At 65.1% G+C, this 26381-nt stretch carries 22 protein-coding genes and 1 tRNA gene; 8 read left to right on the forward strand and 15 right to left on the reverse strand.

Going from position 1 to position 26381, the window contains the following annotated elements; all coding sequences use genetic code 11:
• Nucleotides 1-2: 2 nt before the first annotated feature.
• Nucleotides 3-1574, reverse strand: coding sequence for an Asp-tRNA(Asn)/Glu-tRNA(Gln) amidotransferase subunit GatA (gene gatA, locus WS68_RS20500; protein WP_059572474.1), 1572 nt, complete (start codon nt 1572-1574; stop codon nt 3-5).
• Between the two features lie 43 nt (nt 1575-1617).
• Complete coding sequence (gatC, locus tag WS68_RS20505) at nt 1618-1917, reverse strand: Asp-tRNA(Asn)/Glu-tRNA(Gln) amidotransferase subunit GatC (protein WP_059572475.1); 300 nt, start codon at nt 1915-1917, stop codon at nt 1618-1620.
• Between the two features lie 356 nt (nt 1918-2273).
• On the opposite strand from gatC, the gene WS68_RS20510 reads away from it, so the two are divergent.
• The 5 genes from WS68_RS20510 to rodA all read left to right on the forward strand — a co-directional run bounded on the left by WS68_RS20510 (nt 2274) and on the right by rodA (nt 8736).
• Nucleotides 2274-3317: a rod shape-determining protein gene (locus WS68_RS20510; protein ID WP_059517226.1), complete on the forward strand. Its 1044-nt coding sequence runs from the start codon at nt 2274-2276 to the stop codon at nt 3315-3317.
• 117 nt (nt 3318-3434) lie between these two features.
• Complete coding sequence (gene mreC, locus WS68_RS20515) at nt 3435-4574, forward strand: rod shape-determining protein MreC (RefSeq protein WP_059572476.1); 1140 nt, start codon at nt 3435-3437, stop codon at nt 4572-4574.
• A complete protein-coding gene (mreD, locus tag WS68_RS20520; protein ID WP_059572477.1) occupies nt 4574-5086 on the forward strand; it encodes a rod shape-determining protein MreD in 513 nt (170 codons plus the stop codon). Before mreC ends, mreD begins: the two co-directional genes overlap by 1 nt.
• A 123-nt stretch (nt 5087-5209) precedes the next feature.
• On the forward strand, nt 5210-7576 hold the full coding sequence (gene mrdA, locus WS68_RS20525; protein ID WP_059572478.1) for a penicillin-binding protein 2: 2367 nt from the start codon (nt 5210-5212) through the stop codon (nt 7574-7576).
• An 11-nt stretch (nt 7577-7587) separates the two neighbouring features.
• Nucleotides 7588-8736, forward strand: coding sequence for a rod shape-determining protein RodA (rodA, locus tag WS68_RS20530; protein WP_059572479.1), 1149 nt, complete (start codon nt 7588-7590; stop codon nt 8734-8736).
• Nucleotides 8737-8965: 229 nt separating this feature from the next.
• On the opposite strand, the gene queD is transcribed toward rodA, so the two are convergent.
• From queD to def, 12 genes are all read right to left on the reverse strand, one after another.
• On the reverse strand, nt 8966-9418 hold the full coding sequence (gene queD, locus WS68_RS20535) for a 6-carboxytetrahydropterin synthase QueD (RefSeq protein WP_059572480.1): 453 nt from the start codon (nt 9416-9418) through the stop codon (nt 8966-8968).
• 19 nt (nt 9419-9437) lie between these two features.
• Nucleotides 9438-10070: a 7-carboxy-7-deazaguanine synthase gene (gene queE, locus WS68_RS20540; protein WP_059572481.1), complete on the reverse strand. Its 633-nt coding sequence runs from the start codon at nt 10068-10070 to the stop codon at nt 9438-9440.
• 88 nt (nt 10071-10158) lie between these two features.
• Entirely contained in the window at nt 10159-10893 is a 735-nt protein-coding gene (gene queC / locus WS68_RS20545; RefSeq protein WP_059572482.1) for a 7-cyano-7-deazaguanine synthase QueC, read from the reverse strand.
• Nucleotides 10894-11230: 337 nt separating this feature from the next.
• Nucleotides 11231-11306: transfer RNA gene (locus tag WS68_RS20550), tRNA-Phe, on the reverse strand.
• A gap of 59 nt (nt 11307-11365) precedes the next feature.
• The gene (esaR, locus tag WS68_RS20555; RefSeq protein ID WP_059572483.1) at nt 11366-12049 is read right to left on the reverse strand and encodes a response regulator transcription factor EsaR; all 684 of its coding nucleotides are present in this window, start codon (nt 12047-12049) and stop codon (nt 11366-11368) included.
• Complete coding sequence (gene esaS / locus WS68_RS20560) at nt 12050-14470, reverse strand: sensor histidine kinase EsaS (RefSeq protein ID WP_059572484.1); 2421 nt, start codon at nt 14468-14470, stop codon at nt 12050-12052. It abuts the gene before it with no gap.
• Nucleotides 14460-15053, reverse strand: a complete 594-nt coding sequence (locus WS68_RS20565) for a DUF4390 domain-containing protein (RefSeq protein WP_059517930.1) — start codon at nt 15051-15053, stop codon at nt 14460-14462. Before WS68_RS20565 ends, esaS begins: the two co-directional genes overlap by 11 nt.
• A complete protein-coding gene (gene rsmB, locus WS68_RS20570) occupies nt 15050-16480 on the reverse strand; it encodes a 16S rRNA (cytosine(967)-C(5))-methyltransferase RsmB (RefSeq protein WP_059572485.1) in 1431 nt (476 codons plus the stop codon). Before rsmB ends, WS68_RS20565 begins: the two co-directional genes overlap by 4 nt.
• Nucleotides 16481-16826: 346 nt before the next feature.
• A complete protein-coding gene (gene htpX, locus WS68_RS20575) occupies nt 16827-17684 on the reverse strand; it encodes a zinc metalloprotease HtpX (RefSeq protein ID WP_059572486.1) in 858 nt (285 codons plus the stop codon).
• 110 nt (nt 17685-17794) lie between these two features.
• The gene (locus WS68_RS20580; RefSeq protein WP_059572487.1) at nt 17795-18433 is read right to left on the reverse strand and encodes a LysE family translocator; all 639 of its coding nucleotides are present in this window, start codon (nt 18431-18433) and stop codon (nt 17795-17797) included.
• A gap of 124 nt (nt 18434-18557) precedes the next feature.
• The gene (gene fmt, locus WS68_RS20585; protein ID WP_059572488.1) at nt 18558-19541 is read right to left on the reverse strand and encodes a methionyl-tRNA formyltransferase; all 984 of its coding nucleotides are present in this window, start codon (nt 19539-19541) and stop codon (nt 18558-18560) included.
• A 42-nt stretch (nt 19542-19583) separates the two neighbouring features.
• Nucleotides 19584-20087, reverse strand: a complete 504-nt coding sequence (gene def, locus WS68_RS20590) for a peptide deformylase (protein ID WP_059572489.1) — start codon at nt 20085-20087, stop codon at nt 19584-19586.
• Nucleotides 20088-20327: 240 nt separating this feature from the next.
• Between def and dprA the strand changes: the two genes are divergently transcribed.
• The 3 genes from dprA (at nt 20328) to WS68_RS20605 (ending at nt 24816) form a co-directional block, all read left to right on the forward strand.
• Complete coding sequence (dprA, locus tag WS68_RS20595) at nt 20328-21578, forward strand: DNA-processing protein DprA (protein WP_059572490.1); 1251 nt, start codon at nt 20328-20330, stop codon at nt 21576-21578.
• A 53-nt stretch (nt 21579-21631) separates the two neighbouring features.
• Complete coding sequence (locus WS68_RS20600) at nt 21632-22003, forward strand: thioredoxin family protein (RefSeq protein ID WP_059572491.1); 372 nt, start codon at nt 21632-21634, stop codon at nt 22001-22003.
• Between the two features lie 209 nt (nt 22004-22212).
• On the forward strand, nt 22213-24816 hold the full coding sequence (locus WS68_RS20605; RefSeq protein ID WP_059572492.1) for a DNA topoisomerase III: 2604 nt from the start codon (nt 22213-22215) through the stop codon (nt 24814-24816).
• Between the two features lie 356 nt (nt 24817-25172).
• On the opposite strand, the gene WS68_RS20610 is transcribed toward WS68_RS20605, so the two are convergent.
• Nucleotides 25173-26231 (reverse strand): LysR family transcriptional regulator, encoded by a 1059-nt coding sequence (locus WS68_RS20610; RefSeq protein ID WP_059572493.1) that lies wholly within the window; start codon nt 26229-26231, stop codon nt 25173-25175.
• Nucleotides 26232-26381 lie beyond the last annotated feature (150 nt).

Below are 26381 nucleotides of genomic sequence, written 5' to 3' on the forward strand. Positions count from 1 at the left end.
GCTCATGCCTCCCGCCGAGCTGCCTCAACGGAGGCATCCGCCCCCCCGGGGGGCAACGAACCTGGTGAGCGTGGAGGCTCACCGTGCCCCCACGCCGGAATTTGCTGGTGCCAATCGGTCGCGCGCTGAAACGCATCGGCGACCTGCAGCATCCGGGCCTCGTCGAAATAGTTGCCGATGATCTGCAGGCCAACCGGACGCCGCGCGTTCGCCCCCGCGCCGAAGCCGCACGGCACGCTCATGCCGGGCAAGCCGGCGAGGCTCACGGACAGCGTGTAGATATCCGCGAGATACATCTGGACGGGATCGTCGCCCTTCGCGCCAAGATCCCACGCGACCGTCGGCGACGCCGGGCCCATGATCAAGTCGCACTGCTTGAACGCCTCCTGGAAATCCCGCGCGATGATGCGGCGGATTTTCTGCGCCTGCAGGTAATACGCGTCGTAGTAGCCGTGCGACAGTACGTATGTGCCGACCAGAATCCGACGCTTGACCTCGGGGCCGAAACCCTGCGCGCGCGACTTCTTGTACATGTCGAGCAGATCCCGGTACTCGGCCGCGCGATGGCCGTAACGCACGCCGTCGAAACGCGACAGGTTCGACGACGCCTCGGCGGGAGCAATCACGTAATAGACCGGAATCGACAGTTCGGTCTTCGGCAGCGACACCGGCACGAGCGTCGCGCCAAGCGTTTCGTAGACTTTGAGCGCCGCGTCGATCGCCGCACGCACGTCGTCGGCAAGGCCCGCTCCGAAGTATTCGTCCGGCAGGCCGATGCGCAGGCCCGCGAGCGGCTTGCCCGCGTCCGCCTGCGGCGTCCAGGGCTGGCCGAGATGGCGGGCGAAGTCCTCGTCGGCGCGCTCCAGGCTGGTCGAATCGCGCTCGTCGAAGCCCGCCATCGCGTTGAGCAGCAGCGCGCAATCGGCGGCGCTGGCCGCCATCGGGCCGCCCTGATCCAGCGACGATGCGAACGCGATCATCCCGTAACGCGACACGCGGCCGTAAGTCGGCTTGATCCCGGTCACGCCGGCGAACGACGCCGGCTGACGGATCGAGCCGCCCGTATCGGTGCCCGTGGCGGCGGGGGCCAGGCGCGCGGCGACCGCCGCCGAGCTGCCGCCCGAGCTGCCGCCCGGCACGGCGTTCAGGTCCCACGGATTCTTCACCGCGCCGAACGCCGAATTCTCGTTCGACGAGCCCATCGCGAATTCGTCCATGTTGGTCTTGCCGAGCGTGACCATGCCGGCCGCCGCCAGGCGCTCGACCACCGTCGCGTCGAACGGGCTCGCGTAGCTCGCGAGCATCTTCGAGCCGGCGCTGGAGCGCCAGCCGCGCGTGACGAACACGTCCTTGTGCGCGACGGGCACGCCCGTCAGCGGGCCGGCGTCGCCGCCGGCAAGCCGCGCATCAGCGGCGCGCGCCTGCGCGAGCGTGAGTTCGGGATCGACGTGGATGAAGGCGTTCAGATCGCGCGCGGCGTCGATCCGCTTCAAATAGTGCTGCGCGAGTTCGACGGCCGAGTATTGCTTGGCGTCGAGCGCGGCGCGCAGTTCAATCAGGCTTTTTGCGTGCATTGCGTGAATTTCATGGATTGACGATGGGGCCCGCATCGGGCGCTTACTCGATCACCTTCGGCACGAGGTACAGCCCGTCCTGGACGGCGGGCGCCGGGCGCTGATTGTCGTCGCGGTTCACCGCTTCCGTGACGGCGTCGTCGCGCAGCCGCAGCGCGACTTCCTGGATCTGCTCGATCGGGTGCGCGAGCGGCGCGACGCCCGTCGTATCGACTGCCTGCATCTGCTCCACGAGGCCGAAAAATTCGTTGAGCTGGCCGAGCGTGTGCTCGGCGTCGGCATCGGTCATTTCGAGCCGCGCAAGATGCGCGATGCGTTTCACATCGGTCAGGGTCAAGGCCATGCGATCACCGGAAAAACAAGAGCTTGGCGCGGCAGACGGAGCGCGCCGCGCCAGGGGGTTGGAGGGCTGGATCGAGCCCTCGAAAATCGGGGGCGAAGCGGCGAAAATACCGCCCGTTTCGGTTCAAATACTGCGAAATTATAAGGTATCATTACGCGTTCGACCCAGACCAGGACTGCCTTTGCCGCGCCACGGCCACGCCGCGCGGGCGCCGCGTGCCGGTCCGGAGGATTTCACTCGCAGCTTCGCGCTTCCGAGCGGCCTCGTCCGCCCGATCCGAGGCTGTTATTTTTTCCGCTGCCGCCCTTCGCGCCATGTCCGCACGGGGCCGGCCTCAGAGCGAGACAGGATTCTGAATGTTCGGTTTTTTGCGCAGCTATTTCTCCAACGATCTCGCGATCGATCTCGGCACCGCAAACACCCTGATCTACATGCGCGGCAAGGGCATCGTGCTCGATGAGCCGTCCGTCGTGTCGATCCGCCAGGAAGGCGGCCCGAACGGCAAGAAAACGATCCAGGCGGTCGGCAAGGAAGCAAAGCAGATGCTCGGCAAGGTGCCCGGCAACATCGAGGCGATCCGTCCGATGAAAGACGGCGTGATTGCCGACTTCACCGTCACCGAGCAGATGATCAAGCAGTTCATCAAGCAGGCGCACGAATCGCGGATGTTCTCGCCGTCGCCGCGCATCATCATCTGCGTGCCGTGCGGCTCGACCCAGGTCGAGCGCCGCGCGATCAAGGAAGCCGCGCACGGCGCGGGCGCCTCGCAGGTCTATCTGATCGAGGAGCCGATGGCGGCCGCCATCGGCGCCGGGCTGCCGGTGTCGGAAGCAACGGGTTCGATGGTCGTCGATATCGGCGGCGGCACGACGGAAGTCGGCGTGATCTCGCTCGGCGGTATCGTCTACAAGGGCTCGGTGCGCGTCGGCGGCGATAAGTTCGACGAAGCGATCGTCAACTACATCCGCCGCAATTACGGGATGCTGATCGGCGAGCAGACCGCCGAGGCGATCAAGAAGGAAATCGGCTCCGCGTTCCCCGGCTCCGAAGTCAAGGAAATGGAAGTGAAGGGCCGCAATCTGTCCGAGGGTATTCCGCGCAGCTTCACGATCTCCAGCAACGAAATCCTCGAAGCGCTCACCGATCCGCTGAACCAGATCGTGTCGTCGGTGAAGATCGCGCTCGAGCAAACGCCGCCCGAACTCGGCGCGGATATCGCCGAGCGCGGAATGATGCTGACGGGCGGCGGCGCGCTGCTGCGCGACCTCGACCGCCTGCTCGCCGAGGAAACCGGCCTGCCCGTGCTCGTCGCCGAAGATCCGCTCACCTGCGTCGTGCGCGGCTCCGGCATGGCGCTCGAGCGGATGGACAAGCTCGGCAGCATCTTCTCTTACGAATAACCGTCCCATCGGCCAGCGATGTCACACGCGCGGCGCCCACGGCCAGGCTATCGCCGAACCGTCGCGCGTTTCGCGCGTCTGAGCAACATCTAACCGATCGCGCGTCCGGCGCCGACCATGGAATACAGTCCGCCGCCCCTCTTCAAGCAAGGTCCGTCCGCCCTGGTGCGGCTGATCTTCTTCGTCGTGCTCGCGATCACGCTCCTCGTATCGGATGCGCGCTTCAAAACGCTCGAGATCGTCCGCGGCGTGCTCGGCACCGCTCTCTACCCGCTGCAGCGCGCGGCACTGGTGCCGCGCGATCTGTTGATGGGCGCAGCCGAATTCGCGGTGACGGGCACCGCGCTGCGCAGCGAGAATCAGCAGCTGCATGCGCGCAACCTGCAGCTCTCGCTGCAGGCAAACCGGGCCAATCAGCTTGCCGCCGACAATGCGCATCTGCGCGCGGTGCTCGGGCTGCGCGAGCAGATCGCCGCGCAGGCGACGCCGGTCGAGATTCAGTACGACACGGGCGACCCATTCTCGCAAAAAATCGTCATCGGCCACGGTTCGCAAACCGGCGTGCAGAACGGCGCGCCCGTCGTCAACGAGGACGGCGTAGTCGGCCAGGTCACGCGCGTATTTCCGCTGCAAGCCGAAGTCACGCTGATCACCGACCGCGACCTCGCGATTCCCGTCCAGGTGCTGCGCACCGGGCTGCGCAGCGTGATCTACGGCACGCCGAAGGGCGATTCGCTCGATCTGCGCTTCGTGCCGACGAGCGCCGATCTGCTGGCGGGCGACGAACTCGTGACGAGCGGGCTAGACGGCGTCTATCCGCCGGGGCTGCCTGTCGCGAAGGTGGTGCGCGTCGATAAGCTCGCCGATACCGCGTTCGCGCACGTCGTCTGCGAGCCGATCGCCGCGGTGCGCGGCGCACGCACCATGCTGGTGCTGCACTATCGTAACGACATCCCGCCGCGGCCCGCCACCGACGATGCCGCAAGCGATGCGAAGGCCGCCAAGGGCAAAAAGCCCGCGAAGAGCGCCGATAAGCAGAAAACAGCCGCACCGGACGCGAACAAGAACACCGCGGCTGACGCCAAACCGGCTGCGCAAGCAGAATCCGGCGCGCCCGCCGGCAAGCCTGCCGATGCGGCGCCCGCCAAGCAGCCTGCGGCGCCCGCCAAGCCGGCCGCGCCCCACCGCGCCGCGGGCCCGGCGAAACCTGCCGCGCCGCCCAAGCCCGCGGCCGCGCCGCCGCAAGGAGCGCAGTGATGAACCGTCCGCAATACATCCTGCAGCCGGTCAACCCGTATTTCATCGTCTTCAGTCTCGCGGCCGCGTTCCTGCTGAATCTGATGCCGTGGGGCCGCACTCCCGGCATCCCCGATTTCGTCGCGCTCGTGGTGCTGTTCTGGAACGTCCACCAGCCGCGCAAGGTCGGCATGGGCGTCGCGTTCCTGCTCGGCATTCTGATGGACGTCCACGACGCGGGCCTGCTCGGCGAGCACGCGCTCGCCTACACGCTGCTCGCATACGGCGCGATCACGATTCACCGCCGCGTGCTGTGGCTGCCGCTCGGCGTGCAGATCTTCTATGTCGCGCCGCTGCTCGTGATCGCGCAGCTCGTGCCGTTCGTGATCCGCCTGCTGATGGGCGCCGCATTTCCCGGCTGGAGCTATCTCGTCGATGGGTTCGTCGAGGCGGCGTTGTGGCCCGTCGCCAGCCATCTGCTATTGATGCCGCAACGCCGCCCGGTCGATCCGGACGACACGCGGCCGATCTGACGCACGGCGCCCGAGGATGAACGCGTCGAACGTCCGCCGCCTGCCTGCCGCCAGCCGCTTGCCCGCCGATGCGGGAAGCACGGGCGGGCGCGCCGCCGCGCGCGCCCCTTCATCCGTAAACGCATGACCGAATTCAAGGACACACAGCAGCAGCTCTCGACATTCCGCCTGCGGGTCGCGGCGGCGGGCGTGTTCGTGTTCGTCTGTTTTGGCCTGCTCGCCGCGCGATTCTTTTATCTACAGGTCTGGCAGCACGGCAAATACGCGCTGCAGGCCGAGGAAAACCGGATTTCGGTCGCGCCGATCGTCCCGAACCGCGGCATCATCACCGACCGCAACGGCGTCGTGCTCGCGAAGAACTACTCCGCGTACACGCTCGAGATCACGCCGTCCAAGCTCAACGACACGCTCGAAAACACGATCGACGCGCTGTCCGAAGTCGTGCCGATCGACGCGCGCGACCGCCGCCGCTTCAAGAAGCTGCAGGAGGATTCGAAGAATTTCGAGAGTCTGCCGATCCGCACCCGGCTGACCGACGACGAGGTCGCGCGCTTTACCGCGCAGCGCTGGCGCTTTCCGGGCGTCGACGTGCGCGCGCGGCTGTTCCGCCAATATCCGCTCGGGCCGACGGCCGCGCACGTGATCGGCTATATCGGCCGGATCTCGAAGCGCGACCAGGACCGGATCGACGCGATGAGCGACGACAACGACAGCGAATCGGACAACTACGACCCCCGCCGCGACGCGAACAACTACAAAGGCACCGACTACATCGGCAAAACGGGCGTCGAGCAAAGCTACGAAACGGATCTGCACGGGCTCACCGGCTTCGAGGAGGTCGAGGTGACGGCGGGCGGGCGGCCCGTGCGCACGCTGTCGCGCACGCAGGCCACGCCCGGCAACAATCTCGTGCTGTCGGTCGACATCGGGTTGCAGCAGATCGCCGAGCAGGCATTCGCGGGCAAACGCGGCGCGCTCGTCGCGATCGAACCGAAAACGGGCGACGTGCTGGCGTTCGTGTCGTCGCCGAGCTTCGATCCGAACGCGTTCGTCGACGGCATCGACCAGCAAACCTGGGACGAGTTGAACAACTCGCCCGACAAGCCGCTGCTGAACCGGCCGCTGCACGGCACCTATCCGCCCGGCTCGACGTATAAGCCATTCATGGCGCTCGCGGGCCTGACGCTCGGCAAGCGCACGCCCGGCTGGGGCTTCCACGACCCCGGCTATTTCACGTTCGGCGGCCATACGTTCCGCAACGACGTGCGCTCGGGCCAGGGCTGGGTCGACATGAATCGCGCGATCATGGTGTCGAACGACACGTATTTCTACATGCTCGCGCGCGACCTCGGCGTCACCGCGATCGCCAACTTCATGAAGCCGTTCGGCTTCGGCCAGCTCACCGGCATCGACATTCAGGGCGAGGCACGCGGCATCCTGCCGTCGCCCGAGTGGAAGAAGAAGACCTTCAAGAAAGCGGCGCAGCAGAAATGGTTCGACGGCGAGACGATCAGCCTCGGGATCGGGCAAGGCTACAACTCGTTCACCATCCTGCAGCTTGCGCACGCGACGGCGACGATCGCCAACGACGGCGTGATCATGAAGCCGCACCTCGTGAAGGAAATCGAGAATCCGATCTCGCGCGAGCGGCATCTGACCGTACCGAAGGAGAGTGGCACGATCCCGCTCAAGCAGGCCGACCTCGACGTCGTGAAGCGCGGGATGGAAAACGTGATCGAAAATCCGTCCGGCACCGCGTACAAAGTGTTCCGCGGCGCGCCCTACCTCGCGGCCGGCAAGACCGGCACCGCGCAGGTGTTCTCACTGCAAGGCGGCAACTACAAAGGCCATCTGCTCGCCGAACATCTGCGCGACCACGCGCTCTTCATCGCATACGCGCCCGTCGATCATCCGCAGATCGCGCTCGCGCTGATCGTCGAGAACGGCGGCTGGGGCGCGCAGTCGGCAGGCCCGATCGCGCGCCGCGTGCTCGATTTCTATCTGGTCGAGCGCAAAAATCCGGCGACGGAGGCGGCGGCGGTGGCGGCCGCCGCATCGGCAACCGAGCCGGTCAACGCGCCCGTGATCGGCGATGCGACCAAAGCGGTCGCGATCGCGGCCGGTTTCAAGGCGCTGCCGCTGCCGGCGCAGCCGACGCAGCCGGCGGCCGCGAGCGGCGCGTCCGGCGCGGGCGCATCCGGCAACGCGGCGAGCGAAGCGAGCGCCGCATCGAACGCCAATGCCGCCGCCCAGGCGGACGGGCGCGCGCAAGGCGGTGCGGCCGCCGGATCGCAGGATGGCACGCAGGCGGCAAGCTCGACATCGGCCGCGCCCTCCGAAGCCGGCGCGGCCGCTGCGCGCCGCCATGCGCCGCCTCGCAAACCCCGCCGCACGCCCGCAAGCGACGCGTCGCCGCCCGCCGCCGTGCCGCGTGACGACAACCGCGGCGCGCCCGCCGCCAAGCCGGCGCAGGGCGGCATCGACGAATAACGGAGGCACGCATGCAATTCGACAAGCGCGCTTGGCTCGACAAGATCAAGCAAATGTTCGCGGGCTTCGACCGGCCGCTCGCGCTCATCGTATTCCTGCTGCTGTGCGTTGGCATCGTCACGCTGTACAGCGCAAGCATCGACATGCCCGGCCGCGTCGAGGACCAGTTGCGCAACATCATGCTGACGTTCGCGCTGATGTGGGGCATCGCCAATATCCCACCGCAGACGCTGATGCGCTTCGCGGTGCCGCTCTATACCTTCGGCGTCGCGCTGCTCGTCGCGGTCGCGCTATTCGGGATGACGAAGAAAGGGGCCAAGCGCTGGCTGAACGTCGGCGTCGTGATCCAACCGTCCGAGATCCTCAAGATCGCGACGCCGCTGATGCTCGCGTGGTACTACCAGCGGCGCGAAAGCAGCCTGCGCTGGTACGACTTCGCCGTCGCGTTCGTGATCCTGCTCGTGCCTGTCGGGCTGATCGCGAAACAGCCGGACCTCGGCACGGCCGTGCTCGTGTTCGCGGCGGGGCTCTTCGTGATCTATCTCGCGGGGCTGTCGTTCAAGCTGATCGTGCCGGTGCTCGTCGCCGGGGTGATCGCGATCGGCTCGATCGCCGTGTTCGAGGATCGCATCTGCCAGCCCGAGGTGGTCTGGCCGCTGATGCACGACTATCAGAAGCACCGCGTCTGCACACTGCTCGATCCGACTTCCGACCCGCTCGGCAAGGGCTTCCACACGATCCAGGCGGTGATCGCGATCGGCTCGGGCGGCCCGCTCGGCAAAGGCTATCTGAAAGGCACGCAAGCGCACCTGGAGTTCATTCCGGAAAAGCACACCGACTTCATCTTCGCGGTGTTTTCCGAGGAGTTCGGGCTCGCGGGCGGACTCGTGCTGCTCACGCTTTACATGGCGCTGATCTCGCGTGGTCTCTATATCGCCGCGCAAGGCTCGACGGTGTTCGGGCGCCTGCTCGCCGGCTCGCTCACGCTCGCCTTCTTCGTCTATGCGTTCGTCAATATCGGGATGGTGAGCGGGGTCTTGCCCGTTGTCGGCGTGCCGTTGCCGTTCATGAGCTACGGCGGCACCGCGTTGACGACGTTGGGCATCGCCGTCGGGCTCATCATGAGCGTCGGACGGCAGAGGCGGTTGATGAAGAGCTGAGCGCGGTGATACGCGCGCACGTTGACCGCCCGCTTCGCACCAATCTACACATCGATCCACGTTTCGACGGGCGCGACCTGGGCCGATCCGCTTATGCATTCGGCACGGCGCACACCTAATGCGCCCGTCCACGCCGGCCTTCACATCCGCCGGCGCGCGCGACATCGGCCGCGCGATGGCCGGCCAGCACGCCCGCGCATGCCGCCGGCGCATCACGTGCCGGCATCCGTCATCCGCGTGATTCGCGCTCGACGTCGGCCCAGCAATTCGGCGTCTCGTAAAGCCGCACGCGCTCGAGCCGCAAATTGACGCCGTAATGCGAATCGTAGACGTTCGCGAGTATGTCGAACGCCACCGCCGCAAGATTCTCGACGGTCGGAATCCGGTCGAGCACGACCGTCTTGTGGTCCGCCATCTTTTCGAGAAACGAACGCACGACCTCGTCACGCGCATAGACGAGAAACGCGTGGTCCCACTGGTTGACGAGGTGCTCCATCGCCAGCGCCTTCACATCGGCGAAATCCATCACCATGCCGCGATCGGGTGCGCCCTCGGTTTCGACAAGATCGCCGCGCAGCGTGATTTCGAGCACGTAACGATGCCCGTGCAAGTTCCTGCATTGGCTGCGGTGGTCGGGGATGCGGTGGCCCGCGTCGAATTCGAGTTTTCGGGTAATCAGCACGATGAATGAAGCGTCAGGCTCAGGGAATGTTCAGGTATTTGTGCGTCTGCATCGACAGCCGCCATTGCGGATGGCGCTTGCACCAGTCGATCGCGAGCTTCGTGTTGAAATCGCGCGCGGGGCCGTCCATCGGCTGCACAAGGAAATGCTCAAAATCGAGCTGCGCGTAATCGGCCAGGCACTGGTTGTCCTGCGGCACCACGACCTTCAGCTCGTTGCCTTTCGTGACGACGAGCGGCGCGCCGGCCTTCGGGCTCACGCAGACCCAATCGATCGAATCGAGCACGGGCAGCGAGCCGTTCGTCTCGATCGCAATTTCAAAGCCAGCCGCATGCAGTGCGTCGACGAGCGGCTGATCGAGTTGCAGCATCGGCTCGCCACCCGTGCACACGACAAAGCGGTGCGCGCCGTCCGCCGGCCATAGCGAGGCGACCTTTGCCGCCAGGGCCTCAGCATCGCCGAATTTGCCGCCGTTTTCACCATCGGTGCCGACGAAATCGGTATCGCAAAAGCGGCACACGGCGCTCGCACGGTCCGCTTCACGCCCCGACCACAAATTGCAGCCGGCGAACCGGCAGAACACGGCCGGCCGCCCAGCGTTCGCGCCCTCGCCCTGCAATGTGTAGAAGATTTCCTTGACCGTGTACGTCATACTCTCGCCCGGCTCCCGCCACTCGCTTTCGTTACTTGTTGAAACCGGCCGATGCCGCCAGCTTGACCGCGCGCACCGCGCCGCTGCGTCAGGCCGGCGCCTGCGTCACGTGCTCGCCGCACCGATACGCTTCATAGCCGCGCTTGCGCAGCTTGCACGCCGGGCACTCGCCGCAGCCGAAGCCCCAATCGTGCAATTCCGAGCGCTCGCCGACATAGCACGTATGCGTCTCGACACGAATCAGATCAACGAGCCGCGTGCCGCCCAACTGCTCGGCGAGCCGCCACGTGTCGGCCTTGTCGAGCCACATCAGCGGCGTCTCGACGACGAAGCGCGTGTCCATCCCGAGATTGAGCGCGACTTGCAGCGCCTTCATCGTGTCGTCGCGGCAATCCGGATAACCGGAGAAATCGGTCTCGCACATCCCGCCGACAAGCGCGCGCAACCCGCGGCGATACGCAATCGCCGCGCCGATCGTCATGAACAGCAGATTGCGGCCCGGCACGAACGTGTTCGGCAAGCCGTTCGCGGCCGTCTCGATCTGGATCGCGCGCGTCATCGCGGTATCGCTGATCGCGCCGAGCACCGACAGATCGATCATGTGATCGTCGCCGAGCCGGCCCGCCCACTGCGGGAAATCGCGCTTCAGCGTGTCGCGCACCCCTTCGCGGCATTCGAGTTCGACACGATGCCGCTGGCCATAATCGAAGCCGAGCGTCTCGACGGTCTCGTAACGCTCGAGCGCCCATGCAACACAGGTGGCCGAATCCTGGCCGCCGGAAAACAGCACGAGCGCGCCGTCTTTAGCATCTGTCCGAATCACCTCGATACTCCGTGAATGATGAGCGCGCTCGCCGACAGCGCCAGCTTACCCAGTATAGGCAGCCGCACGGCCGGGGGCGCCGATCTCGCGCACGGCGGGCGGGCGTCGTGAACGCTTGCGGCGCACGGGCTCAGCCGTGCGCGAGCGCCGAAACGAAAAAGGATCTGCGACGGCTTCGAACGGACGGTGTCGAGCAGCCTCGCCAGATCCTAAGTCTTTGAGTCGACGAAGATTTTATCACGCCACCCCAACCCGGCCGAAAATCGCCACACTACAATGCAGTGCTTCCCAAACGAAAAACCCCAAGAATCTGGCGATTCTTGGGGTGGGATACTGCTGGTGGCCTGGGGCGGAATCGAACCACCGACACGCGGATTTTCAATCCGCTGCTCTACCAACTGAGCTACCGGGCCACGAAGAAAAAAGATTATAGCCAGAAGCGAAGCAGTGATCAAGCCCCTTGGCGGAAATTTTATGCCGCGCCTTCGGCCGGCTTCTTGCCCAATTCCACGCCAAGCTGCTTGAGCTTGCGATACAGGTGCGTGCGCTCGAGCCCGGTCTTTTCCGCGACGCGCGTCATGCTGCCATTCTCGCGCGCCAAGTGGTACTCGAAATAGGCGCGCTCGAATGCATCGCGCGCCTCGCGCAACGGAATGTCAAACGGGATCGCGGCCGTTGTGTGGCCCGCGAGCACCGCGCCCGCGTCGTCGAGCGCCGGCAACGCCGCCGCCGATGCGATCGTCGAAGGCCCCGGCGCCTGCTTGGCCGCGGCATTGGCCGGCAACGGCGCCGCGCCCCGCGCGAGGCCGTGCTCGACGGACTTCAACAGCTTCTGCAATGTGATCGGCTTCTCGAGAAAATCGAGCGCGCCGATCTTCGTCGCCTCGACGGCCGTATCGATCGTCGCGTGGCCGGACATCATGATGACGGGCATCGTGAGCTGCCCCTGACCCGCCCACTCCTTGAGCAGCGTGACGCCGTCGGTATCAGGCATCCAGATGTCGAGCAGCACGAGATCGGGCGCCTGCTGCTGCCGGTAATCGCGCGCGGCCTGCGCGTTCTCCGCGACCTCGACGACGTGCCCTTCGTCGCTGAGAATTTCCGAGAGCAATTCCCGGATGCCCATTTCATCATCCACCACCAGAATGGTCGCCATTTACGCTGCCTTTGTCTGCACAGTTGCTTTTGTCTTCGCGGGTGCGGCGCCGCCATTTGCTCCGCCCCCGGCGCCCGTCGCGTCATCGGCAAGCTGCAGGAACAGAATCGAGACCTGCGCGCCTTCCACGACGTCGCCATGCATCCGGTTGCGCAGATCGATCCGCGCACCGTGCTCGTCGACGATCTTCTTCACCGTCGCGAGACCGAGTCCCGTACCCTTCGCTTTTGCCGTCACGTAGGGCTCGAATGCGCGCGTCAGAATGCGCGCCGGAAAACCCGGACCATTGTCGGAGACAGTCAGCCGTACCGCGACGCGCGCTTTGCCGTTTGCGTCGGGATCGCCATATTCTACTGTCTTGGTTTCGAGCAACACACGAGGATGCTCGACATCCGCGACTGAATCCTGCGCGTTCTGCAGCAGGTTGTGAATCACTTGCCGCAATTGCGTCGCGTCGCCGCGAATCACCGGCAGCGCCGCCTGCTCGACGACGATCATGCTCTTGCCCTCGCCGACACCGTACAGCGTCGACACTTCGCTCACCAGATCATTTAACTGTAGATTGGCGAGCATCGCGGGCGGCGTGCGCGCATATTCGCGGAAATCGTCGACCATCCGCTTCATCGCGGCGACCTGGTTGACGATCGTGGTCGCGCCGCGTTTGAGCACTTCGGCATCGGGCGGCGCGAGCTTGTCGGACAGCTTCATCTGCAGGCGCTCGGCCGATAGCTGGATCGGCGTGAGCGGATTCTTGATCTCGTGCGCGAGCCGCCGCGCGACCTCGCCCCATGCAACCGAGCGCTGCGCGGAGATCACGTCGGAGATGTCGTCGAACACGACGACGTAGCCGGAGGTTTGCGGATCGTCCGCGACGCCCGCCACGCTCGCCGTCGACACAAGCCGCGTGCCGCGCACGAGCAGCGTGAGCGGATCGGCTTCGCCCGGCACGTCGACCGCGAACTGCTGCTGCCAGTGGCCGCGATCGTCGCCGCTGCCCTGGCCCGCCGCCTCGCGATCGGCAAACGCCTTGCGCACCATCGCGCCGAATTCCGCGACAACGCCAATCTGATCGAGCGTCGTGCCGATCAGCGAATTGAACGGCTGCCGGAAGATCCGCTCGGCGCCGCGGTTGGCGGTCGTCAGGCGAAATTGCCGGTCGAGCACGAACACTCCCGCCGTCAGGTTCGCGAGAATGCTTTCGAGATAGGTTTTCGAATGCTCGAGCGCGACCCGGTTCTTCTCGACCGCGAGCCGCGCCTCCGAAAGCTGGCGCGTCATCGCGTTGAACGATTGCGTGAGAAAGCCCAGCTCGTCGCGCGTCTTGATCTCGCGCTTGGGCGTATAGTCGCCCTCCGCAACCTCCTTCGTCCCCTGCGCGAGCAGGAACAACGGCCGCGCGAGCTGATTGCCGAGCGCGAGCGCGATCATCATCGCGATGAACGTCGCGAGGAAAAGCGCAAGCGTCAGCGTGCCGATATACATCTTGCGCAAGCCGCTTCTGCCGAGCGACTTCTCCTGATATTCGCGATATGCGCGCTGCACGGCGTCGGCGTTGCGCGCGAGCACCGGCGACACCGGCTGCGTGAGCTGAAGATAGCGCTCGCCGGGCTGTAGCAGCGCCATCGACGAATCGGGAATCCGCTGAACGACGCGCAGCCTGAGCGCGCCCTTCGAGCCGTGCGCGTGCGGATCGCCGTCCACCTCCCCCTCGATCACCGCATAGCCGCCGTGCTCGCGCGCCTGGCTCAGCATCAGCGGCGTCGGCATGTCGTCCGGAATCAGCGTGGCGAAATTGCCCGACGCCTGCGCGACGATATGCACATCGGGCGACGCGCCCGTGCTGCGGCCCGGCTCGAGGATCGTGGCATCCTGCACGCCGAACTGGTCACGCAGGCGCAATAGCGTCAACGTCGTGCCGTTCGTGTGCGTGTCAGCGCTCGAGAGTTGCTCGGCCATCAGCTTCGCTTTCGTCTGCAGATCCGCAAGCGACGTATCGAGCATCCCGCGGCCGAGATTCAGGCCGGCGGTAAGCGCCGTCTCGACGTTGACGTCGAACCACGACTCGATGCTGCGCGACACGAACTGATACGACACGATATAAATGATCCCGCCCGGCACGACGCCGACGAGCGCGAAGAACACCGCGAGCTTCGCGAGCAGCCGCGTGCCGAACTTGCCCTTGCGCAGCCGCACGACGATCATCCCCACGAGCCCGAGCACGACGAGCAGGAATACCAGCGCGACGACGATGTTCGCGGAATAGAGCCACGAGTAGTAGCGATCGAAAAACTCGGTGTTCGCGCTCGCCGCCGCAAGCAGCACGAGCAGCAGCAACGCCGTGATCGCAACAGTCGACACGATCACGCGCACCAGAAGGCTCTTGCCGCTCGCCGCGCGGCGCACCCGTACTTTATTTAGCACGTTCGGCCACCGTAAAGGTAAAGCGCTTCCAGTCGGAGGCGAGATTCCAATCGCGGTTGTTCACCGCGTCCACCTGAAACGGTTTCGGCATCAGCGCGGTATCGAGCTGCATGCGCACCGATGCGGTATAGGTTTCGCCCGGACTCACCTGGCTCTTGTCGATCACGTGCCATGACGTGACATGCTTGACGATCGCGAGCGCCTCCTTCAACGTCGTGAAACCGACGAGCTGCAGGCCGCCCGTGGACACGCGGTAGTCGCGCGTGAGCGGCTGGTACGACAGCCGGATCGTCTTCGATACCGAGACCGGCTGCTCGTCGAACCAATACCAGCGCGCGCGGCTCAGTTCGAAATCGGTCGTGAAATAGAGCGGAACGCCCTTGTTGACCGCATCCTCAAGGCTGCTGTTCAGCTCGAAATCGAACTTCGCATCGAGACTCCAGCCGCTGCCGTCGGACTGCAGCGACGCGCGTTGCACAGCGATCGTATCGGCATGCGCGACGGGAACGGCAGCAAGGCACAGCGTCAACGCGACCCAAAGCACGGCCGCGAGCCGAAGTGGAAAGAAGCGTTTGATCGTCACCGTTTCTGAAAGCGCGCGTAGAAAAATCCGTCGTGATCGATATGCCGGCGCAAGCCGCCCGGCTCATCGACCGGCGCCCCGCCTGACGTGCTCCGCGGCAGCAATTGCCCGGGCGCGTCCAATCGTACCGCATCTTGATAGGCGTCTCCAAACCAGCGCGCCTGCAACTCGCCTTCCTCCGGAAAGATCGAGCACGTGACGTAGAGCAGTTCGCCGCCCGGCTTCAACAGCGGCCAGAGCGCGCGGAGAATGCGGCGCTGTTCGGCGGCCAGCGCCGCAATATCGGCCTCGCGGCGCAACCAGCGAATATCGGGATGGCGGCGCACGATGCCGGACGCGGAGCACGGCACGTCCGCGAGAATACGATCGAACGCGCGGCCGTCGTGCCATTGCGCGGGCTCGCCCGCGTCGCCGACGCGCACGTCGCACCCGCCCCGGCCGGCCGGCAACGAAAGCCGCGCGAGATTCTCGCCGATGCGCTGCGCGCGCTGCGGATCGCTTTCGAGCGCGACGACTTCGACGTCGGCCAACTCAAGGATATGGCCCGTCTTGCCGCCGGGCGCCGCGCATGCGTCGAGCACGCGCATGCCGTCGCGCGCGCCAAGCCATTGAGCCGCGAACTGCGCGCCCGCATCCTGCACCGAAACAGCCCCTTCCGCGAAACCGGGAATCCGATCGACCGGCAGCGGCGACGCGAGCCGCACCGCATGACAGCCAATTTGCTCGGCGTCGATCTGTTCAACACGCAGTTTTTCGAGATAAGCGCCAGCCGTCATGCGGCGCGCATTCACGCGCAACGTCAGCGGCCCCGGCGCGTCGCCCGCCGCGAGCACGCGCTCCCACGCGTCGGGCCATGCGCGCGTCACCGCGTCGATCCACCACGCGTCGTAATTCCACCGCGCGCGCCGATCGGCTTGCACGCGCTCCAGCCAAACCGCCCGCTCGCGCAAAAAACGGCGCAACACCGCGTTGACGAGCCCTTTCGCAAATGCAAACTCGCGGCGCGCACCGATCGCGCTCACCGCTTGATCGACCACGGTGAAGGGCGCATACGGCGCATGCGCTTCATCGTCGACGAGCAGCGCGAACGCGCAGACGAGGAGTGCCTGCACGTGCGCGGGCGGCGGCTTCGCGACGAATTGCGCGATCAGCCATTGCGCCGTACCGCGCCGACGCATCGCGCGATACGCGATATCCTGGATCGCGCCGCGCGAAGCCGTCTGCACGCCAGCGGACAACTCTGCCTGCACGGCCGAAAGCGCAGCGGGCAATGCCACACCGCGCGCGACTGCGTCGACCGCCTGGGCTGCGCCATCGAGCGCGAAACCGAGCGAATCGGCACTGAGATGCAATGCCGACAGGCGCGGCGCGCGCGAACGCGCGGGCGCATCGGATGTACGGGATCGGGGACGGCGAATCTGGGTCATTGGAACTCAGTGCGCGCGGCGCGGGATACGAACTCGCGCCGAGCGAAGATAGGAAGGCATCAAGGGCCGGCTGACGGCCCAAGCGAAGGGGGATATTGTAGCGAGATTGCCAGATGACCCGTTCAGCCGGACGACCGAATGATTGCCGGCCTCGTCCGGCCGTCCACCGGACGCTCACTCGCGCGCCGGCCCGAAACGATGCCTCGTGCGACAGGATTCGAATGCGCCCGGGGTTCGGCCATCCGGCAATCGGGCGCCATTCGAAAGACGCGGCGCTAATGCTCAAACGTCGCCATTGCTCGACCAGCCGGCATCAACGGCGCCGCGCCCGCACCTGCGCTGCCTGTCAGTCGAAGCGGCCCGTGCGCGCCATTTCCATCAAGCGGGCAATCCGCTCCTCGGTGGCCGGGTGCGTCGAGAACAGATTCTGCAAACCGCCTCCCGACAGAGGATTCATGATCATCATCTGCGCAGTGGCCGGATGCTGTTCCGCCGCCGGAAACGGGATGCCGGACGCATAGCGATGGATTTTGTCGAGCGCCGATGCGAGCGCCTGCGGATCGCCCGAAATTTGCGCACCGCCGCGATCGGCCTCGAACTCACGCGCCCGCGAAATCGCCATCTGGATCAGCGCGCCTGCGATCGGCGCGAGCAGCGCGACCGCGATACCCGCGATCGGATTCGCAGGACGGCCGTTCTCGTCGCGCCCGCCGAAAAACATCGCGAAATTCGCGAGCGCGGAAATCGCGCCCGCCATCGTCGCGGAAATCGTCGAGATCAGGATGTCGCGATGCTTGACATGCGCAAGCTCATGGGCCATCACACCACGCATCTCGCGCTCCGACAGCACTCGCAGAATGCCCGTCGTCGCGGCAACCGCCGCGTGCTCGGGGTTACGGCCGGTGGCAAACGCATTCGGCTGATCCTCGTCGATCAAATAGACGCGCGGCATCGGCAAATTCGCGCGCGTCGCCAGCTCGCGCACCATCCGGTAGAACTGCGGCGCCGTCGCCTCGTCGACTTCCTGCGCGTTGTACATGCGCAGAACCATCTTGTCCGAGAACCAGTACGAAAAGAAATTCATACCGAGCGCAAGCAGCAGCGCGATCGTCATGCCGCGCGATCCGCCGATCATGCCGCCGATTACGATGAAGAGGGCCGTGATCGCGGCCATCAGCATCGCCGTTTTGACCCAATTAAACATATTTCCCACTCCTTATTCTCGTCTGCGGGGATCTCGCCGCACCGATATCGGCAACAGCGCTTGATTGTAAGCGATCTGTTAGATAAGAGCTTGTCGAGAAAATTCAACCCTCAGCGCTGCGACGCCGCAAGCCTCACGCCAAGACCGATAAACGCACTGCCAATGCCCCGATCGAGCCATTTCTTCACACGAGGCTTGCCCGCGAAGCGCTGCGTGACGCCGGCCGCCACCCAAACGACGATGCACGACCACGTCGTGCCCATCACGACGAACACCGCGCCCAGCGTCAAGAACGCCAGCACCTTATGGTCGCTGTCGGCCGCGACGAATTGCGGAAAGAACGACACGAAAAAGAGCACTACTTTCGGATTCAGCACGTTGGTCAGGAAGCCTTGCATGAAAAGCTGGCGCAACGATTTATCGGCGCCCAGCCACGCGCCGCCTTCAGTGGCCTGCGGCTCGTGCTTCGCGAAGATGAGACGCACACCCAGATAGACGAGATAAGCCGCGCCCACGATCTTGATGACGGTAAACGCGGTGGCCGACGCGGCCAACACGGCCGTCAAGCCGAATGCGCACGCCAGCGCGTGGACGCAGCAGCCCGCCGAAATGCCCAGCGCGGACACGAGGCCCGCGCCGCGCCCCTGCGCGATGCTGCGGCCGACAACGTAGGCGGTGTCAGGCCCCGGCGTGATATTCAACAAAAAAACTGCCGCAACGAACAAGCCGAAATGAGTAATGCCGAACATGCGATTCCTCGAAACGGATTAGCGAAGAGATTCTACGTGCGCGCGCCGCGCATAGCGACCTGGTCGTTCAGCCGATTGCGTCGCGCGCGCGATTGCGTTGAACTCGTATCCGGCGGCGGCGCGGCTACGCAACGCCGGGAAGCTCGAAGCGCTGCCCGGCCGCCACGGGCGAGCCGGCGAGAAATTCACGGGCAGGCAAGCGCTTGCCGCCGGGCTTCTGCAACTGCGTGACGCGCAGCGCCCCTTCGCCGCAGGCGATCACGACGCCATCGGGACCGGCGTCGACGATCGTGCCGGGCACCGCGTCGCCACGCGAGGCCACTGCGTCGGCGGCCCAAAGTTTGAGCGCCACGCCATCGAGCGTGCCAATGCCGCCCGGAAACGGGTCGAACGCCCGCACTTGCCGAGCGAGCGCTGCCGCCGGCTTGCGCCAGTCAAGCGCCGCCTCGTGCTTGGCGATCTTCTCGGCATACGTCACGCCTTCGGCGGGCTGCGGCGTCGACGCAAGCGAGCCGGCGCGCTCCAGCTCGGCAAGCGCGTCGACGATAAGCCGCGCGCCGGCCGCGGCAAGCTTATCGTGCAGCGTAGCCGTCGTATCGTCGGGCGCGATCGCGACACGCGCGTCGTAAAGCATCGCACCCGTATCGAGCCCGGCGTCCATTTGCATCAGCGTGACGCCCGTTTGCGCATCGCCCGCCTCGATTGCGCGGTGAATCGGCGCGGCGCCGCGCCAGCGCGGCAGCAACGACGCATGAATATTGATGCAGCCGTGGCGCGGCAGATCGAGCACCTCCTGCGGCAGCAACAAGCCATACGCGGCGACCACCATCACATCGTGCGGCGTCGCGTGCAGCAGCTCGAGCGCGGCGGCCGCCTCGGCCGGATACTTGCCCGCGCGGCGCAGCGACGCGGGCTGTGCAACGGCAATGCCGCGCTCGAGCGCGTAGCGCTTCACTGCGCTCGCCTGCAGCTTCATCCCGCGTCCAGCCGGGCGATCCGGCTGGGTGAGCACGAGCGGCACCGGGAAACCGGCTTCATGGATCGCGGCAAGCGCCGCCGCGGCAAACTCCGGCGTACCGGCAAAAACGACCCGCAGTGAATGTGTCATAGCAAATGAATCGGGAAGCAGACAGTGCTGCGGCCGCGCGCATTACATCGCGCGTTCGAGTTTCTTCATCTTCGTCTTGATCCGGCTTTGCTTGAGCGGCGACAGATATTGAACGAATACGCGCCCCAGCAGGTGATCCATCTCGTGCTGCACGCACACCGCGAGGAGCCCTTCGCAATCAATCTCGAACGTCTCGCCATGTTCGTTCAGCGCGCGCACGCGCACGCGCTCGGGCCGCTCGACCTCGTCGTAGATGCCGGGCACCGACAAACAGCCCTCCTCATACACCTGCTTACCGTCGCTCGACCAGATGATTACCGGATTGATGAAGACGCGCAGCTCGTTCTTTTCTTCGGACACGTCGATCACGATCACGCGCTCGTGCACGTCAACCTGCGTTGCCGCCAGGCCGATGCCAGGCGCGGCGTACATCGTCTCGGCCATGTCGGCGACGAGCTTGCGGATCCGGTCGTCAACCTTGTCGACCGGCTTGGCGACCTTGTGCAGCCGCTTGTCGGGGTAATGGAGGATGTTCAGCAAAGCCATGATGTTCAGGTTTGGGAGGAACGAGCGATCTGCCTGCGTTAGCCGTCCGGCAGACTGCCGCGACGCGCTCCCCGGCGTCAAGATGGAGCCGACGCCGTAGCATAGCCCGTGCGTCGAGACGGCCGGCACAGCGCCGTGATTCCGCGCGCACGGCACTTCGTTCTTCGTTTTATTTCGGATGATGAAAATTTTATCACGGCATGACACGTATCGCAGGCCACGCCTCTCGAGGATCAACTCATGCCGCCGCTGATGCTCACGCGCGCCGAACTCGCCGCGTGGGTGCGGTTCGCGGCGTTATCCGGCGTGCCTTCGGCGGCGCGCACGGCACTCGTCGACGCATTTGCGTCGCCGGCTGCGCTTTTCGACGCGTCCCATGCGGAATTGGCGGCACTCGTCGGCGAGGCGGCCGCGCGCGCCGTGCTCATGCCGCCCGCCGACGATTTTGCGCGCCGTGTCGACCTAACGCTCGCCTGGATCGACGAGCCAGGCAACGCGCTCGTCACGCAGCGCGATCCGGCCTATCCCGGCACGTTCGCGGCGCTGCACGATCCCCCGCCGCTGCTATATATAAAAGGGCGGATCGAATTGCTCCATGCGCGCGCTGTCGCGATCGTCGGCAGCCGGAGCGCGACGCCGCAAGGGCTTGCTGACGCAACCCGCTTCGCGCGCGAGTTGTCTGATGCTGGGCTTGCGATCGTATCGGGCCTCGCGCTGGGCATCGACGGCGCCGCGCACCGCGGCGGCCTCGACGGCGCGAGCAGCACGGTCGCCGTGATCGGCACCGGCGCGGACCTCGTCTACCCGGCCCGGCATCATGCGCTTGCACACGAAATCGCCGAGCGCGGTGCGCTCGTTTCCGAATGGCCGCTCGGCACGCCAGCCCGCTCCGCGCATTTTCCACAACGCAACCGGCTGATCGCCGCGTTGGCGGGGGGCGTGCTGATCGTCGAGGCAGCGCTGCGATCCGGCTCGCTGATCACCGCGCGGCTCGCAAACGACATGGGCCGCGACGTGTTTGCGATTCCCGGCTCGATTCACGCGCCGCTGTCGCAGGGGTGTCACGCGCTGATCCGCGATGGCGCGAAGCTCGTCGAGACAGCCTCGGACGTGCTCGATGAATTTGGTCCCGCCCCCGCGCGGCCAGCGGCCGCGAGCCGGGCAGCGGCAGTGCGGGCCACTGCGCCCGCCGAACCGGCCGCGTCAGTCGGCTCGGCCGGCTCAGCCCAGCCCGGCGCGCCGATCGAACAGGAGGAGCCGGGCACCGACGCCCGCCGGCTGCTCGATGCAATCGGCTACAGCCCCGTGCCGCTCGAACTGCTCGCGCAGCGCGCGGCGCTGCCGGCCGATGCGCTGCACCGTCTGCTGCTGCAACTCGAGCTGGCCGGCCGCATCGCGGCGCTGCCGGGCGGCCGCTATACCCGCGTCGACAGCTCGCCGCAGCACCCGCAAGCGCGCGGGACGAGCGCCGTGCTAAATTCCGGCCAATAGCGGCGTGAGCGCGGGAGCTTCCCGCACCGCCGCCCGACCAAACAAGGAAAACCATGCCCGCGCTGAATCTCGACACCGACGAGGATCGGATCGCCGAGCGCCTCCGGAATCCGGACACGCTGTTCGTCGCCTGCCTATGCGCCGAGTGGTGCGGCACGTGCCGCGAATACCAAACCACTTTTGACACGCTGGCCGCCGCCCACCCCGAAGCCTGCTTCGCGTGGATCGATATCGAAACGCACGCCGACCGGCTCGACGAACTCGACGTCGAGAATTTTCCGACCCTTTTGATCGAAGACGCTAGCGCCGTGCGCTTCTTCGGCACCGTGCTGCCGCACGCGGGCATCGTCGATCGCATGCTGTCCGACCTGACCGCGCTGCCGGGCGTGCCGCACGCGCCCAAGCTTCGCAATTTGTTCGAATAAAATTGTCCGGCCCTCAAAAAATGAGCATCGAAGAAAATTTTTCCACCTGTTTACGCCGGGATGCACGCGTCAGGCTTGCCGCCGCCCTTGCCCCCACTTATGATGACCCGCTTTTTGCTGTGCAGGCTCCCAATGCGGCGCTGTGTGCTATAAAGCCGTCGTAAAAGAGCCTGTAACCGGGTTCGCCCGGTCCACCCATATACATTGTCATGTCGAAAGCACTCATCATTGCGGAAAAGCCTTCTGTCGCGAACGACATCGCGCGAGCTTTGGGCGGCTTTACCAAGCATGACGAATATTACGAAAGCGACGAGTACGTGCTGTCGTCGGCGGTCGGCCACCTGCTCGAAATCGCCGCGCCGGAAGAATACGAAGTCAAGCGCGGCAAATGGAGCTTTGCGCATCTGCCGGTCATTCCGCCGCACTTCGATCTGAATCCGATCGCGAAAAGCGAGTCGCGCCTGAAGGTACTGACCAAGCTGATCAAGCGCAAGGACATCGACCGTCTGATCAACGCCTGCGACGCGGGGCGCGAGGGCGAGCTGATCTTCCGCCTGATCGCGCAACACGCCAAGGCGAAACAACCGGTTCAGCGGCTGTGGCTGCAATCGATGACGCCCGCGGCAATCCGCGACGGCTTCGCCCATCTGCGCGGCGACAACGAAATGCAGCCGCTCGCCGACGCCGCGCGCTGCCGCTCGGAGGCCGACTGGCTTGTCGGCATCAACGGCACGCGCGCAATGACCGCGTTCAACAGCAAGGGTGGCGGTTTCTTCCTGACGACGGTTGGCCGCGTGCAAACGCCGACGCTGTCGATCGTCGTCGAGCGCGAGGAAAAGATTCGACGCTTCGTGCCGCGCGACTACTGGGAAGTGCGAGCCGAGTTCGTCTGCGCGGGCGGCTTCTATGAAGGCCGCTGGTTCGATCCGAAGTTCAAGAAAGACGAGTTTGATCCCGAGAAGCGCGACTCGCGCCTCTGGAGCCTGCCCGCCGCCGAGACGATCGTCGCCGCCTGCCGCGATCAGCTCGGCATCGTCAGCGAGGAATCAAAGCCGTCGACGCAGCTCTCGCCGCTCCTGTACGACTTGACGAGCCTGCAGCGCGAAGCCAACAGCCGTTTCGGCTTCTCCGCGAAGAACACGCTCGGGCTCGCGCAGGCGCTATACGAAAAGCACAAGGTGCTCACCTACCCGCGTACCGACGCGCGCGCGCTGCCGGAGGACTACCTCGGCACCGTAAAGAGCACGCTCGAGATGCTCAAGGAAAGCAACAACTACCTGCCGCACGCGAAGCAGGTGCTCGACAAGGGCTGGGTGAAGCCGAATAAGCGGATCTTCGACAATTCGAAGATCAGCGACCACTTCGCGATCATCCCGACGCTGCAAGCGCCAAAATCGCTGTCGGAGCCCGAGCAGAAACTTTACGACCTCGTGGTTAAACGTTTTCTGGCGGTGTTCTTCCCGGCCGCCGAATACAGGGTCACGACGCGGATCACCGAAGTGGTCGGCCATCACTTCAAGACGGAAGGCAAGGTGCTCATCGAGCCGGGCTGGCTGCAAGTGTACGGCCGCGACGCCGAGGGCGCGGACGCGAACCTCGTGCCGGTGCAGAAGGACGAGAAAGTCAAGACCGACAAGATCGCCGCGCATGGCCTGACGACGAAACCGCCCGCGCGTTATTCGGAAGCGACGCTGTTGTCTGCGATGGAAGGCGCGGGCAAGCTCGTCGAAGACGACGAATTGCGCGAAGCGATGGCGGCAAAGGGGCTCGGCACGCCGGCGACGCGCGCGGCGATCATCGAAGGGTTGCTCGGCGAAAAATATCTCGTCCGCGAGGGCCGCGAACTCATTCCAACCGCGAAGGCATTCCAGCTCATGACGCTGCTGCGCGGCCTGGACGTGAAGGAGTTGACCGCGCCCGAGCTCACCGGCGAATGGGAATACAAGCTCGCGCAAATGGAGCGCGGCAACCTGCAACGCGATGCGTTCATGCAGGAAATCGCACGGATGACGCAGACAATCGTCAAGCGGGCGAAGGAGTACGACTCCGACACGATCCCCGGCGATTACGCAACGCTCGAAACGCCTTGCCCGAATTGCGGCGGCCAGGTGAAGGAGAACTATCGGCGTTTCGCATGCACGAAATGCGAGTTCTCGATTTCCAAGATTCCGGGCAGCCGCCAATTCGAGATCGCCGAGGTCGAGGAACTGCTGCAGAAGAAGGAAATCGGTCCGTTGTCCGGCTTTCGCAGCAAGATGGGGCGGCCGTTCTCGGCCATCCTCAAGCTTACGTTCGACGACGAGACGAAAAACTACAAGCTCGAGTTTGATTTCGGCCAGGAACAGGGCAGCGAAGACGGCGAAGCGCCCGACTTCTCCGCGCAGGAACCCGTCGGCGTGTGTCCGAAGTGCAAGGCCCGTGTGTTCGAGCACGGGATGAGCTATGTCTGCGAGCATTCGGTCGCGAATCCGAAGACTTGCGATTTCCGCTCAGGCAAGGTGATCCTGCAACAAGAAATCACTCGCGAGCAAATGGCGAAGCTGCTCGAAGAAGGCCGCACCGATCTGCTGCCGAACTTCAAATCGTCGCGCACGGAGCGTAACTTCAAGGCTTATCTCGTCAAACAGACGGATGGCAAGATCGGCTTCGAGTTCGAGAAAAAGGAACCCAAAGCCGCTGCGGCGAAAAAGAGCGCGGCTGGATCGGCGCCGTCCGACGACGCACCGCAAGAAGCGGAGCAAAGCGGCAAGAAAGCTGCGCCGGCCCGCAAGAGCGCAGCCCGCAAGACACCGGCGCGCAAAACGGGTTCCTGATTCACCGCATCGGGAGCGCCCGGCTCGGCCCCTGGCCGCGCGCCGGGTTCGCGCCCAACCGACCAAGGCTGGTTCGCCAGCCTTGGTTCGCCGCGGGCCTGCGTGGCACTGCTCGACAACGGAGGTCACGTAGCACGCGCGGTACGCCGCATACGCCGCAATTTAATCCGCGCACGCCGCATCGGCATACTCACAAAAAAAAAGCGCGGCGCTCAATGAGCCCACGCCTTTTCCTTCAATCACGTTCAATGCGAAGTAACAAACCGCTCGCCAATCAATGAGCGTGGCGCCGCGCCACAATCGCGCCAAACCAACCGCCGCTGCGTATCGTATTGCCGAGCGCTATTACTGCGGCATTACAGCGGCGAAGGCACGACGACGCGCGGGCGTGGCGAGCGCGGCAACCGCGGCGCAAGCGTCGGCCCGTTGTTGGCGTCCGGGTGCTCGGCGTGCGTTTCGGCATGCACGTCGACAGGCTGTCCCAAACCGCCTTGCGAAGCCCACTGCTCGCCCAGCGTCGTGTCGGGCGACTGACTGAAGTACTCGACGAGATGATCGATGAACGTGCGGACCTTTGCAGGCAAGTGACGGCGGCTCGGATACGCGATGTTGATCTCGACCTGCGGCAACCGGTAATCGCTCAACAGGCGCACGAGCTTGCCGCGCGCAATGTCGCTGCCGATCAGGTAGCTCGGCAGGATCGCGATACCCATGCCGAGCATCGCGAACTGACGCAGCATTTCGGTGTTGTTCGCGACGATGATGTTCGCCGGCCGCACGCGCACTTCGCCATCCGGCCCGGTGAATACTCGCTCGTCGCCCCAGTATTCGGCCGGCAGGCTCAGCGACGGATGCTCGCTCAGGTGTTCCGGATGGGTCGGCACGCCGTGCTTCTCCAGATAACTGGGGGTCGCGCAAACCACCATGCAGCCGGTCGTCAACCGGCGCGTGACGATGCTTGCGCTGCGCATCTGGCGCGTGATCACGACCCCGACGTCGAAGCCTTCCTCGACGAGATCGACTTGACGGTCGACAAGGGTCAGGTCAGGCACGACTTTCGGATAGCGCTGCGTATATGACTGCAGCACTGGCGCAAGGTTGTGCAGGCCGAAAACGACGGGCGCGACGATCCGTAGCGTGCCCACCGGCTCATGGTTACGCGCGACCACCATTTGCTCGACGTCTTCCAACTCGTCGAGAATCTGGCGCGCCCGTTCCAGGTAAACCTGGCCGGACTCGGTCAGCGAAAGACTGCGGGTAGTGCGGTTCAGAAGGCGGGTGCCAAGCCGGCTTTCGAGGTCGGCGACGTGACGCGTCGCGACGGCGTTCGAAATATCCATCGCGCTTGCGGCTCGCGCGAAGCTGCCGAGATCCGCCACCTTCACGAACACTCGCATCGACTGCAAATGATCCATACTCCACTCCTACCGCTGTTACAGCTTCAAAAATGTGAAGCAAATGGGTAATTTTCCTACGACAGCGAAAAAAATGCAGAGTTGCTCAATTCCTGACGAAATTTCTGAGAAAACCTTCAAACTTGTTTAGCTCAGCCCTCAGGATAGGCC

Origin of the sequence: Burkholderia sp. TSV86 (assembly GCF_001522865.1) — a bacterium.
In the GTDB taxonomy this organism is placed as follows: Bacteria; Pseudomonadota; Gammaproteobacteria; order Burkholderiales; family Burkholderiaceae; genus Burkholderia.

What these genes read in the sequence shown, in the direction of transcription:
- gatA (WP_059572474.1), bottom strand. Translation starts at nt 1,574, where the DNA reads ATGCACGCAAAAAGCCTGATTGAACTGCGCGCCGCGCTCGACGCCAAG.
- gatC (WP_059572475.1), bottom strand. Translation starts at nt 1,917, where the DNA reads ATGGCCTTGACCCTGACCGATGTGAAACGCATCGCGCATCTTGCGCGG.
- WS68_RS20510 (WP_059517226.1), top strand. Translation starts at nt 2,274, where the DNA reads ATGTTCGGTTTTTTGCGCAGCTATTTCTCCAACGATCTCGCGATCGAT.
- mreC (WP_059572476.1), top strand. Translation starts at nt 3,435, where the DNA reads ATGGAATACAGTCCGCCGCCCCTCTTCAAGCAAGGTCCGTCCGCCCTG.
- mreD (WP_059572477.1), top strand. Translation starts at nt 4,574, where the DNA reads ATGAACCGTCCGCAATACATCCTGCAGCCGGTCAACCCGTATTTCATC.
- mrdA (WP_059572478.1), top strand. Translation starts at nt 5,210, where the DNA reads ATGACCGAATTCAAGGACACACAGCAGCAGCTCTCGACATTCCGCCTG.
- rodA (WP_059572479.1), top strand. Translation starts at nt 7,588, where the DNA reads ATGCAATTCGACAAGCGCGCTTGGCTCGACAAGATCAAGCAAATGTTC.
- queE (WP_059572481.1), bottom strand. Translation starts at nt 10,070, where the DNA reads ATGACGTACACGGTCAAGGAAATCTTCTACACATTGCAGGGCGAGGGC.
- esaR (WP_059572483.1), bottom strand. Translation starts at nt 12,049, where the DNA reads ATGGCGACCATTCTGGTGGTGGATGATGAAATGGGCATCCGGGAATTG.
- rsmB (WP_059572485.1), bottom strand. Translation starts at nt 16,480, where the DNA reads ATGACCCAGATTCGCCGTCCCCGATCCCGTACATCCGATGCGCCCGCG.
- htpX (WP_059572486.1), bottom strand. Translation starts at nt 17,684, where the DNA reads ATGTTTAATTGGGTCAAAACGGCGATGCTGATGGCCGCGATCACGGCC.
- WS68_RS20580 (WP_059572487.1), bottom strand. Translation starts at nt 18,433, where the DNA reads ATGTTCGGCATTACTCATTTCGGCTTGTTCGTTGCGGCAGTTTTTTTG.
- fmt (WP_059572488.1), bottom strand. Translation starts at nt 19,541, where the DNA reads ATGACACATTCACTGCGGGTCGTTTTTGCCGGTACGCCGGAGTTTGCC.
- def (WP_059572489.1), bottom strand. Translation starts at nt 20,087, where the DNA reads ATGGCTTTGCTGAACATCCTCCATTACCCCGACAAGCGGCTGCACAAG.
- dprA (WP_059572490.1), top strand. Translation starts at nt 20,328, where the DNA reads ATGCCGCCGCTGATGCTCACGCGCGCCGAACTCGCCGCGTGGGTGCGG.
- WS68_RS20600 (WP_059572491.1), top strand. Translation starts at nt 21,632, where the DNA reads ATGCCCGCGCTGAATCTCGACACCGACGAGGATCGGATCGCCGAGCGC.
- WS68_RS20605 (WP_059572492.1), top strand. Translation starts at nt 22,213, where the DNA reads ATGTCGAAAGCACTCATCATTGCGGAAAAGCCTTCTGTCGCGAACGAC.
- WS68_RS20610 (WP_059572493.1), bottom strand. Translation starts at nt 26,231, where the DNA reads ATGGATCATTTGCAGTCGATGCGAGTGTTCGTGAAGGTGGCGGATCTC.